The 11,117-nt window shown below is 52.9% G+C and carries 13 protein-coding genes; 9 read left to right on the top strand and 4 right to left on the bottom strand.

Annotated features, from left to right (window positions below; translation table 11 throughout):
- The first annotated feature begins 207 nt into the window (after positions 1–207).
- Positions 208–729, top strand: a complete 522-nt coding sequence (locus PsWM33_RS01100) for a hypothetical protein (protein ID WP_063298927.1) — start codon at positions 208–210, stop codon at positions 727–729.
- A gap of 8 nt (positions 730–737) precedes the next feature.
- On the opposite strand, the gene PsWM33_RS27050 is transcribed toward PsWM33_RS01100, so the two are convergent.
- Complete coding sequence (locus tag PsWM33_RS27050; RefSeq protein ID WP_153039881.1) at positions 738–1,019, bottom strand: hypothetical protein; 282 nt, start codon at positions 1,017–1,019, stop codon at positions 738–740.
- Positions 1,020–1,137: 118 nt separating this feature from the next.
- Complete coding sequence (locus PsWM33_RS01090; protein ID WP_063298925.1) at positions 1,138–1,359, bottom strand: hypothetical protein; 222 nt, start codon at positions 1,357–1,359, stop codon at positions 1,138–1,140.
- Between the two features lie 286 nt (positions 1,360–1,645).
- Between PsWM33_RS01090 and PsWM33_RS01085 the strand changes: the two genes are divergently transcribed.
- The 5 genes from PsWM33_RS01085 to PsWM33_RS01065 all read left to right on the top strand — a co-directional run bounded on the left by PsWM33_RS01085 (position 1,646) and on the right by PsWM33_RS01065 (position 5,738).
- Positions 1,646–2,668, top strand: coding sequence for an alpha/beta hydrolase family protein (locus tag PsWM33_RS01085; RefSeq protein ID WP_063298924.1), 1,023 nt, complete (start codon positions 1,646–1,648; stop codon positions 2,666–2,668).
- A gap of 529 nt (positions 2,669–3,197) precedes the next feature.
- On the top strand, positions 3,198–3,929 hold the full coding sequence (locus PsWM33_RS01080; protein WP_063298677.1) for an energy-coupling factor ABC transporter ATP-binding protein: 732 nt from the start codon (positions 3,198–3,200) through the stop codon (positions 3,927–3,929).
- Positions 3,926–4,543 carry an energy-coupling factor transporter transmembrane component T family protein gene (locus PsWM33_RS01075; RefSeq protein WP_063298923.1) on the top strand — a complete coding sequence of 206 codons (618 nt, stop codon included), beginning with the start codon at positions 3,926–3,928 and terminating at the stop codon, positions 4,541–4,543. The genes PsWM33_RS01080 and PsWM33_RS01075 overlap by 4 nt, the downstream gene beginning before the upstream one ends.
- Before the next feature lie 11 nt (positions 4,544–4,554).
- Positions 4,555–5,115: a biotin transporter BioY gene (locus PsWM33_RS01070; RefSeq protein ID WP_208994335.1), complete on the top strand. Its 561-nt coding sequence runs from the start codon at positions 4,555–4,557 to the stop codon at positions 5,113–5,115.
- Between the two features lie 110 nt (positions 5,116–5,225).
- A complete protein-coding gene (locus tag PsWM33_RS01065) occupies positions 5,226–5,738 on the top strand; it encodes a GrpB family protein (protein WP_063298921.1) in 513 nt (170 codons plus the stop codon).
- 20 nt (positions 5,739–5,758) lie between these two features.
- Here the strand turns inward: PsWM33_RS01065 and PsWM33_RS01060 are convergent, their stop codons facing one another.
- Positions 5,759–6,967: an ROK family protein gene (locus PsWM33_RS01060; protein ID WP_063298920.1), complete on the bottom strand. Its 1,209-nt coding sequence runs from the start codon at positions 6,965–6,967 to the stop codon at positions 5,759–5,761.
- A 198-nt stretch (positions 6,968–7,165) separates the two neighbouring features.
- Positions 7,166–8,404 (bottom strand): MFS transporter, encoded by a 1,239-nt coding sequence (locus PsWM33_RS01055; RefSeq protein WP_063290400.1) that lies wholly within the window; start codon positions 8,402–8,404, stop codon positions 7,166–7,168.
- Between the two features lie 129 nt (positions 8,405–8,533).
- Between PsWM33_RS01055 and PsWM33_RS01050 the strand changes: the two genes are divergently transcribed.
- The 3 genes from PsWM33_RS01050 to PsWM33_RS01040 all read left to right on the top strand — a co-directional run bounded on the left by PsWM33_RS01050 (position 8,534) and on the right by PsWM33_RS01040 (position 10,921).
- Positions 8,534–9,802, top strand: coding sequence for an SLC13 family permease (locus tag PsWM33_RS01050; RefSeq protein ID WP_063298919.1), 1,269 nt, complete (start codon positions 8,534–8,536; stop codon positions 9,800–9,802).
- A gap of 89 nt (positions 9,803–9,891) precedes the next feature.
- Positions 9,892–10,482, top strand: coding sequence for a hypothetical protein (locus PsWM33_RS01045; protein ID WP_063298918.1), 591 nt, complete (start codon positions 9,892–9,894; stop codon positions 10,480–10,482).
- Positions 10,483–10,579: 97 nt separating this feature from the next.
- On the top strand, positions 10,580–10,921 hold the full coding sequence (locus PsWM33_RS01040) for a hypothetical protein (RefSeq protein ID WP_244276636.1): 342 nt from the start codon (positions 10,580–10,582) through the stop codon (positions 10,919–10,921).
- Positions 10,922–11,117: the final 196 nt, after the last annotated feature.

Raw genomic sequence — 11,117 nt, 5'->3', positions numbered from 1 at the left:
GTGCTCGGTGCTCGGTGCTCGGTGCTCGGTGCTCGGTGCTGCGTACACGAAACATCACATGCCATGCTGTGAAGCGTTGTGTTTGCTGAATTCTTGGCATTTGATAGAAACCAATCAAATGGAGCCCGCTTAAGGGGGAGACACTCCTTATCCGTCCGAAACTTGAGATTGCTTTCGCTGGCTTGTGTTTTGTGCCAATAAGACGCTATGGATCTGAACCAACTTGATGATCGGCTGAAAGCTGACTGCGAGAAGTGCGCTGCGCTGTGCTGTGTGGCGCTTGCCTTTGATAAGTCGAGTGTTTTCCCGTTTGATAAAGCTGCTGGCGAGCCTTGCCGAAATCTTGAGAGCTGTGGGACCTGCAAGATCCATTCTGATCTGGCGACGACCGGGTACAAGGGCTGTGTTCAGTTTCACTGTCATGGAGCTGGGCTGATTGTCACGCAGGATCTGTTTTCCGGTAATACATGGCAGATGCAGCCGCATTTGCTGCGGCCTATGATGGAAGCCTTCTGGGTGTTCTTGCGGCTTCAGGAGCAGGTGTTGCTGCTGAGGCATGCAGCCAACTTGCCTTTGCCAGAGACTAAGCAAAAAGAGTTGCATGCATTTTTAGATGAGCTTTGCCCTGAGAACGGCTGGAGCTGGGATGCCTTTGAAAATCTGGATCAGGCGAGAGTGTCCGCAGAAGTTAAGGGCTGGCTTGCTTCCCTGCGGGATGTACTGGCCTAGCTTTTAGATTATGCGATTTCAGGCTTGGTGGCTTTGACCATCAGGAGGAAAGCAGAGAGATCTTTCCAGCGGTGGAAGCGTGGCGCCAGCTGGATCGCCTCCTTTGTTGATTTGGGTTCCTGAATCTCCTTGATTTGAAGACCTGCCTTGGTGATGGGGTTTAGATAATCGCTCAAGGTGCGAGGGAATCTGGTTACGCTGAAGTGCTGGGTCTCTGAATGGTCTCCGCGCCGGGCGAACTTCCAATGATCTGCGAAGTGGCTTTGGTCGGCGTACCTAGAGACAACCAAGCATGTTGTGTCTCCTTCCTTGTCTTTTCGCCAAGAAAACTTGTGTTGGAGCTGAAGGAGCTGGTTGTACCAGTGATGCCTATTGGGACTTTTTGCTTCTCGGCAATTGCATGGGCGATCATGTTCTTGAAAGATCAGCGCCAGACATGTGAGCACCTGCTCTTGCCAGCTTGAGGGTGTTGTTGCTTTCCCCGCAGCCGAGATCAATAATGTGCGCGCCGCTGAGATTGCTCAGAGAGGCATCAAAGGCATAAGAAATTGTGAGGTATGACTTTGGAGCACATTGCAGTCCTTCGTAAGGCGTAGGCATTCGCGGGTACAGAATGGTGTTGATGGCCAATTTGCCGACATTCTCCTCAGTACAGGGCCTCGCCGGTTTTATGTTCTTGCTATTTCTGATTGCATACGTCCCGCGAGTTAGCACAGGGTGCAAAAGGAGGTCCAATAGCAGCAGAGCGATAATCATGGGTATTGGTAGAACTGGCATCAGGCGAGGTCCTTTTCCTTACTTAATAGGACCTAACTTCTGATTTGCGTGACCTTAAACCGGATTCAGGTCGAATAAAATTCCATCAGCGTCTGAATGAGGGTGTCAACATTTAAACCAATTCACAGAAAAGTGCCCCATGAAACATACATTCCTTGCGCTCGCTTTGACCCTCTCTGCTGGCACCGAAGTCGCCGCACAAGATGTCGGCCTCGTCGAGCTGACGATAGCGGCTTCCCATCATAGCCAAGATATGCAAATTGCTGTCATGTTCCCTGCCGTGGGTAAGCACCAGACTGTGATTGCTGAAAATGAGATATTCTATGGAACTTCTGTGTTCAAAGACGCCGAGCCAATACAAGGACAATACCCAGTCGTTCTTCTCTCACATGGATGGGGCGGAAATTACGCGCGCATGGCTTGGCTTAGCGCCGGGTTGGTTTCGAGAGGGGCAATCGTTGTAGCGGTCAATCACCCAAATACTACAACCTTCGACTTTGACTACGCCTCCGCACTCGACCATTGGACTCGCGCCGAAGACATGTCCGCCGCGTTGGACTATGTTTTACAAGATCCGATTTTCGCACCCATCATCGACGAAACACGGATCTTTGCCACAGGTTTATCCTACGGGGGATGGACTGCCCTTTCTCTTGCGGGCGTCCAAGGCAGTCGCGATGGGTTTTTCGACTATTGCAAAACTGCTGGTGCAGGGTCACAGTTTTGCAATGAACTGACAGCAGAGGGCGTCGACATTACGGCAATCGATCAAGACAGGTATGAGGCATCCTACAGGGATCCACGTATCAGTGGCGTCGCGGCTATTGATCCTGGTCTAACTTGGGATCTTGCGCCACAGGATGTGCAGGATGTAACGGTTCCGCTTCTTCTTGTAGGGTTGGGCGAAGGAACCCATAGGCTTAATGCGACAGACACGAGCGCCATGGGCAGCAATTTTGAGGCTTTGGTGCCGCAGGCTTCTGTTAAGACTATCGCACCCGCTACGCATTTTACAGCACTTGGACTGTGTAAGCCCGCAGGTGAAGCTCTTCTGATCGAAGAACAAGACGATCCTGTCTGCACTGACCCGGTGGGGACGGATCGAACTCAGGTGCTTAACACCATTATCGACGCCTTGGCGGATCACTTTGAATTAAACTGAGGCACTCCATGGGGCATCTGGGCATGGGGGTACAGATGTCCTTGCTATCTTTCAATGCGGCACACTGATACCTACTGAATTGGCGTAGTATTGCCGACTTGATTCAACGTTGCATGCCCAACGCCAAGCCGAGACAGTCGATATTGGTGCAGACCGCAGCAATTGGCAAATAGGCTCAACGACCCGTGACACATCCAGCAAAAGTGAGCACAGAGGTCCAACCGAAAAGTGTTCATGAAAACGCCCGCAGTAACTTCTAAAAGAATTGCCTCAACCCCAGATGGAAACGCTCGAATTTCCGTTGTTGGCCAGACTCGATCAGCAATAACTTGATATTGATCTGCGTTTGGCCTCAATGGTTGGCAACAAGGGCATTGGTGAACTGCTTTGCTGAAAAGGTTGCGGACATGACACATAGGACTAGGCTTGTCGAACCGTGATGGTCAGCCCTGATCTCTTAGATTTCCGTGGTGTTGGCATGCTGCATTGTGTATAGGAATGCAACTCCTTTGGCAGGTGATATTGCGGCGTGAACGACACTTCAAAAACAATCAATTTTGACCATGTTTCCATTGAACGGAGCGGTTTGACGATCATCAGTGATCTGAGTGTTGCGCTGCCGGATCAGCGGGTTGGGATTATTGGTCGGAACGGGTCTGGCAAGTCTACGCTTGTGCGCAGCCTGAATGGTTTGCTGCCGGTGAGTGCCGGATCTTTGCTGGTTCACGGTGTTTCTGCTGAGGAAGGGGCCAAGAAGCTGGCACGGGTGACTGGGTTTGTGTTCCAGAACCCGGATCATCAGCTGATCTTTCCGACCGCTCTGGAAGAGTTGAGCTTTGGCCTGCGCCAGATTGGGGTGGGCAAAGCGGATGCAAAGGTGCAGAGCCTTGCGTTGTTGAGAGACCATGGCATTGAGCAGTTGGGAGAGCGTCCGGTTCATGAGCTTTCTGAAGGTCAAAAGCAGCTGATCTGTATTTTGGCCGTGCTCATCATGGAACCGAAACTGCTGGTGCTGGATGAGCCGTTTTCCAGTCTGGATTTGCGGACACGAGTGGCACTGCGGCGGAAGCTGGAGAAGCTGGATCAGCAGATCCTCTTTGTCAGCCATGAGCTGGATGCGCTGAGTGACTATGACAAAGTGCTCTGGATTGAAGACGGTAAGCTCAAGCAGTTTGGTGTGCCTGCGGATGTGCTGGCAGACTATCAGGCGCATGAGCTTTCTGGCGTGGACCTTCATTTTGAGGGGGTAGCGCGCGCATGATCTCCCTTTACATGGCGGGTAACAGTTGGGCGCATAAGCTTCCTGCCAGAGTGAAGCTGATCTTTTTGTTTGTGCTGAGCCTGCTGATCATTCCGTTCAATACGCTTTGGTTCTCTGCTGCTCTGCTGGTGTTTGTGGTGGCGCTGTATGCGACGCTTGGCCGGCAGGGGCTGGAGAAGGTGAAGGTGGTTCGCCCGCTGCTCTGGATGATGGGGATCATCTTTTTGGTGCACGTGTTGCTGGGTGATATTGAGCAGGGCATTATTGCTGTGTTGCGTCTATTGGCGATGGTGCTCCTTGCCAATTTTATTAGTATAACAACGCATATGGAGGCCTTGATGGATGCGGTGGAACCGTTGTTCCGGCCTCTGCGTGTGTTTGGCATCTCCCCAAGACGCGTGTCGCTGGCAGTAGCCTTGGTTATCCGGTTTGTTCCGGTGCTGCTAGCGGTTTATGCGTCCCTGCAAGAAGCGTATAAAGCCAGAACAGCCCACGCCAACAGCTGGCGCTTGCTTGCCCCATTTGCGTTACACGCGATTAAAATGACAGATCATGTTGCCGAAGCTTTGACAGCCCGAGGCGGGGCTGACGGCTTTGACCGTGATAAGAAATAGATAGGATGACTATGTCTAGCGATCGTTCTCTTGTTCAGATTGCATTTTATGCGGCGCTGATTGCTGCTCTGGGTTTGGTACCCAAGATTGAGCTGGGTCTTGCTGGTGGAATTCCAATTACAGCGCAGTCGCTTGGTGTGATGCTGGCTGGCATGATGCTTGGCCCGGTTCGTGGTGGGCTTGCCGTTGCTTTGCTGCTGTTCCTCGTTGCGCTTGGCCTGCCGTTCCTGGCTGGTGGTCGCGGTGGCATCGGCGTGTTTTATGGCGCAACTGCAGGCTATCTGGCAGGCTACTTTGTTGGCGCGATTGTCACTGGTGCGATCATGAAAGCCATGCGCAACATGAACGTTGTGTTCGGCGCGGTTGTATCTGGCGTCGTTGGCGGCATTGTTGTGGTGCATGCGCTCGGCGTGCCGGTGCTGGCCTACAAAGCTGGTATGTCCATGGAGAAAGCCATCATGGTTGGCAGCTTGCCGTTTATTCCGGGTGACCTGATCAAGGTTGCTCTTGCTGCTGTTGTCGCACACACAATTGCGCGCGGATTGCCTTCTGCAATGCTGTCACGCAACTAAGTCAGCTACAATGAGTTTTGAGAAAGCCGGTTCCTTTTGGAGCCGGCTTTTTCTTTGATTAGTTGCGCGATAGTAATAGAACTGGCAATGCTTTTTCTGAGAGGCAGACATTGGCGCTAACCAGCAAAATTACTGCGTTTAATCCGGCTTGGTCCAATATGTTCGAGAAGGAAAGAGGACGTATCTCGGGTGCTTTCGGAGATACTCTTGTTTCGATCTATCATGTTGGCAGTACAGCGATCACAGGATTAGCAGCAAAGCCTGAAATCGATATGCTGGTCGAAGTTTCCAGCCAGCAGCGCACATCTGAAGTAGACAACGTTATGCGTTCATTGGGCTATTCTCGAGGAAAAGATCTTTCGCCGGAACATTACTTCTATCGGCGGGATGTTGATGGAGTTCGGACTCATAAAGTGCATGTCTGTCCTACAGGACATTCGCAGATTTCTAGAATGCTGCGCTTCCGCGATTTGCTTCGTCAGGATGTTGAATTGAAAGATCAATATCAGTGCCTCAAGCTTAAGCTAGAGGCAGAAAACACTGATGGCATCAAAGAGTATCTAGCTGGTAAAGCACCGTTCATTGACGCCATACTGAAGGCAAAACCCGATAGCAGCAACTGATTGCAGCTGTGCCTTGGCGTTTAGTGAACAAGTGCCTCGTCCAGGTGCTTCAGGGCTTTGATGAGCAGGCCCTGGAGGATGAAGTCTTCATCCCATGGCAGGACTTCCAGATTGACGGCATCCAGCAAGGGGGCAAGCAAGCTGCTTTCCAGCCCCTTGTTCATGCCGTGCTTGAAAAGGTCGTAGGCTTGCATGGCCTTGCCGGTGAGAACGATGCGGCTTGGGTCCAGCAATGAGATTGTGCGGGCGAGGCTGACGCCCAATGCAAAGCCTGCATCTGTGAAGACCTTTTGTGCCTGTGCATCACCTATGCGGGCTCTGGCGCGCAGGTTCTGAATGTACTCCGGCCCGTAGAACATGGCGGAGGGAGAGGTTTCCTTGGGCAGTTTCTGGGCTTCACGGTAAAGCGCATAGTCGGCGATGTAGGCTTCCAGACAGCCCTTCTTGCCACATCTGCAGGCTGCTCCATCTGGCGTAAATGGTGAGTGGCCGTATTCTGCGGCAGCTCCGGTTTCACCACGGTAGAGCGCGTTTTTGATGAAGATGCCCATGCCGACGCCGCGGTCGATATACACCACCACAAAGTTGCCGCTGTACTTCTCAGCGTCCTGCCGGTGCAGGGCTTCGGCAATCATGTTGGTGTCGTTGTAAAGCGTGCAGGTGATGCCGAGGGTTTTGGAGAGCTTGGCTGTGAGTTCCACCTGTCGCTCCGCAATGGTGGGTGACCAGATGATGGAGCCGTTGCGTTTGCCGACGATGCCTTGCGTTGCCACGGTGATTTCCATGACGCTGCGGGCGCGAAGCGGCTCTGTTTTCATCAGCGCTTTGATGTGGCGGGCGAGCAGGGCGATGAATGCTTCGCCGCCCATATCGGAGGATTCTACCATGAACTTGGCTTCGGCATGCTGGTGGCCGGTATAGTCCACCAGAGCAAGCGAAACACGGTCTACCGAGAGTTTGACCGTGACCACATGGGCGACATCATCACGCAGACGCAGATAGGTGCGCGGGCGGCCACGGGTGTTGGCATCCGGATTGGGCTGCTCTTCCACCTCTGTGATCAGACCGCGATCTTTCAGATCAGCGGTGATGGAGGTGACGGCGGCTAGAGAAAGACCTGTTAACCGGCCAAGGTCGACACGGGCCAGAGTGGTATGACGCCGCAACGTGGACAACACCACGAACCGGTTTTGGCGACGAACCTGCTCTCTACTGGCTTTTTCGATCATTCGAGTACTGGCCTGCACTGTGTGTTCAAAACATGTCCGCGTTCATTTGTATTCACGCCTTAGGCCCTGAACATTTGTTTTCTAGCGCATTCTTTTATCTGCGAGATAAGCATAAGTATTTGAGGACCAGTAAATAAAGAGAGTAATCGTATAAATCAGCGTTTTCACCCGAAAGTTGAAGTGACCTAATCGTAAGTCCTAGCTCGTTTGTTGAGGTGCTGTTCCGTCATCTTCATCTGTTTGAGCTGGTAAAGTTTCTGGCATCAGGAACAGGTACATGGTGCCGCCGATGAAGGCCAGAACCGCAAGGGTGATGAAGGCGGGAGAATAGCCGAAAAACTGGACGATTTCTTCAGCAAGCAGGTTGGATGCAGCCGAACCAATGCCAACCACGGCGGCGAGGGCGCCTTGCACCAGATTGAAGCGGCCTGTGCCTCGGGTCAGATCTGCAGCGATGAGCAGGATAATCACGCCGAAGATGCCGTTGGCGATGCCATCCAGTGATTGCACGGAGATGAGTGCGACGGGGTCTTCCAGCCACATGAACAGCATGCCGCGAATGGGCAGAATGAAGAAGGCGAGCAGGAAGAGCGGCTTGCGGCCCCATATGTCTGCTCTGGCAGCGCAGATGATGGACATGATGGTCATCCAGAACTGTGCCACGACGATGCAGGTTGCTGCAAAGGCGACGCCGATGTTGACGTTGGAATTTACCGAGAGCTTCTGCCCGACCAGTGGCAGCATAGCTGCATTGGCAAAGTGGAACATGAATACGCAGAGCACCAGTGTGAGCAGGCGTTTGTCTGCCAGGATAGTGCTGACGGTGGATGGTTCATCGCCATCGTTGGGAGTGTGGTGCAAGCCACCTCGTGCCGCGTTGTGGTTGATGGCCGAGCCGCTGACCATGCCGATGCTGATGGCCATGCCGACGGCCATGAGGGCAACAAGCCAGAACACGCCTTCTGCCGAGATCCACAGTGCGAGACCTGCACCCAGAATGGCGGCAAACACATTGCCGGAATGGTTGGCTGCCTGATTGGCGCCCATTTGTACAGTGAAATGGTCTGGCCCTGATATGCCCAGAGTTATGGCGGCGATGCAGGGGCCGACAAAGGCGACGGCAATGCCCATGAAGATCTGCGCGATGTAAATCACTGCCGGATACTGCGAGAACAGCAGGATCGAGATGGTTGCGAAGCCGATGAGCAAGGCGCAGGAGGCGAGGAGCAGGCGTTTTTTGCGGGTGCTGTCGATGAAGGCACCGGCGGGTGTTTGCAAGGCGACGGTTGTCAGCGAGCCAATGGCGAGGACCATGCCGATGTTGCCGGGGGACCATTGCAAGCCCGTGAGCAGGTAGATTGCAAGATAAGGTCCAATTCCACCCACGACATCGCCGGCGAAGAAGTTCGTCGAAAGCATTGCCTTATTGAGTTTCATGGAGACCCTGGACTGTTGCGTGATCTGCGTTGAGAATAGGTGAGAGTTCTCTCCAAGCCCCCAAGGATTTTGGTCTATTGTCGAAGTGGCGGTTAAGCTGCTGTCAAACCACGGTGGCTACGGTGGGGCATGTCGGTTTCTCTTGCTGTTTCCGCCCTCATTTTCCTCGGAATTGCCGTGCGCCAGTGGCTTCCGCCCATGGTGCGGATCTGGCACATCATGCTGGCGGGCGCGATTGTGCTGTTGGTGCTGGGGGAGATCAGGCCTGTGGATGCGTTTCATGCGGTGGACTGGCAGCTGATCTTCTATCTGTTTGCCGTGTTCAGCATTGCCTCGTCGCTGTATGACACGGGTCTTTCGCAGGAAATAGCGGATATGCTGCTGAAGCGGGCCAACGCTGGTGTCGTGTTGCTGTGGTTCATTGTGGCCTCAGCGATTTGTGCAGCGGTGTTGACCAATGATGCGGCGGCGGTGATTGGCGTGCCTATTGCTATTATCCTGAGCCGTGCCTTCAGGTGGAAACTGGCTGTGGTTTTGGTGACACTGTGTGCCGCGGTGACGGTTGGTTCCATGGTCTCACCCGTTGGCAACCCGCAGAACATTCTGGTGGTGAATGCCGCCAATTTTCAGAATATGCTGGCGACGTTCATTGTGTGGGCTCTGGTGCCCGGTGTGGTCTGCCTTGTGGCTGTGTTCTTCCGCTTCCACCAGCTGGTGAAGAAGAATGGATCGGATGAGAGTGCGTTGGTCTCTGAAGACGTAGAAACGCAGGCAGAAGCGGTTGAGGTGAGCCGGCGGCAATGGCCTGCGATGGTTTCTGTTGTGCTGCTGGTGGGCATCATCACCGGCGATAGTTTGGGGCGGACGTACTTTCACCTTGGCCCGCTGCCGTTTGGCTGGGTTGGGCTGTTGTCCTGCCTGCCGATCTATCTGGCAGGAGATGAGCGCCTGCGGGTGTTCAAGGAGGTGGACTGGGCGACGCTGATCTTCTTTGTGGCCATGTTTATCGTCACTGGCTCACTCTACCAATCCGGCTCCCTGCAATACCTGCTAGGCTCCTTGCAAGGAGAGCTGGCAGACCTGACGATAACCGCTGTTGTGAGCTTTTGGGCCAGCCAGCTGTTTTCCAACGTGCCGGTGGTGGAACTTTACCTGAAGCTGCTGGATGGCGGCGGTACCGGCACCTTCATGATGCTCTCAACCATCTCCACCGTGGCCGGAAACCTGTTCATCATCTCCGCAGCCAGCAACGTCATCGTGGTCCAGCAAGCCGAGAAATTCGGCGCCACCCCCTTCACCTTCTGGCAATTCTGCTGGTGGATGCTACCGATTACGGTGTTTTGTGTGGTGGTGAGCTACGGGTGGATTGTGGGGCTGACGTGGCTGGGTGTGGGGTGATTTTTGGGCTTTGGTTGGGTGGCATCCTTCCAAGAAATTTGCTTATTATCTCGCCATACTTAGTGTTTTTATAGTGCTTGGGGGCGAACATGTTGAGATTGTCAGGTTTACTAGTAATTGCTGGAATTAATGCTGCTGCTGCCTGCCCGCAGCAACTGCCTGAAAGTGGACTGCGGTTGACACGAACAGCCGATGGTTATTCTGCAGTTTATAAGAAAACGTCTGCAGGGCTTGTTGAAGAGCGTGTAATGACCCGAGACGGGAAGCAAGAGAAGGTCACCACGATCTACCTTCATCCGCTGGTCACTGGTCAACGGATCAGTTCTAAGGGAACACTCTCTCTGGAATACTCTAAGTCCCTATCAAATGTGGACTCCGTAAAACAATCCGGCCAGTGGCTCTCTGATTTTGTCTTGAAATACAATGCAAACGAAGTTGACCGTGGTGTAGCCAGATTATCTTATCTGGATGAGGGGCAAGTTGAGATTGGTAAGTGCAGCTATGATGTTTGGCGTATTGAATCTCGCCTTGAGTTGGAAGGAAGGGCAGCGCCAACCACCTTTGATAGATACTATTCCCCAAAGCTAGGTCTGGTGCTCAGAGCAATTAAGCTGACACCGGATCGCGAAACTATTAATGGTGTTGTCTTTGATAATATTGAGGTTGTTGAGCCCAATTAGCCTGGCATTTAATGGTTGGTTTGAGTGTTGAACATGATGATTTAGTTGATATGAAACGTACCCGAATTCAGGACCTCGTATTTTTAGCAATTGCTTGATGACAGAGACTCGGGAGCGAAAAGTGCAGCGGGTGATGGTTGTTGGATGTCCGGGGGCGTGGAAGTCTACGGTGGCTAAGAGGTTGGCTGCTGTTACGGGATTGCCGCTTGTGCATCTGGATTTTCATTACTGGCAGTCCGGATGGGTTCGGACTGAGAAGACTGCTTGGGCAGATAAGGTGGAGACCTTCGCTGCTCAGCCGTGTTGGATCATTGATGGAAACTATGGTGGCACCTTGGAGAAACGCATCTCCCGTGCTGATACGGTGATCCACCTCGACTTCCCGACCCGCATTTGCCTGTATCGTGTGTTCCGGCGGATGTTGGCTGGTTTGGGATAGAGACGAGAGGCTGAGTTCGTTGAACGCGGCAAACAACGTTTTGAAGGACAGTTCTTACGGTTTGAACGTCCTGTAGAGCTGGAGCGGCTTTAAGAGATCGTTAGGTAGGACCTTCTAAAGAAAGCGATTTTTAACTGAAAAATTCTTAGTTGCTCCTGATCAGCCCTACTTGAGTGGTCCGGTTTGAAAGTTAGTG

This window comes from Pseudovibrio sp. WM33, assembly GCF_001623165.1.
Classification (GTDB): Bacteria; Pseudomonadota; Alphaproteobacteria; order Rhizobiales; family Stappiaceae; genus Pseudovibrio.
This window is presented reverse-complemented; position numbering and strand designations above follow the sequence as displayed.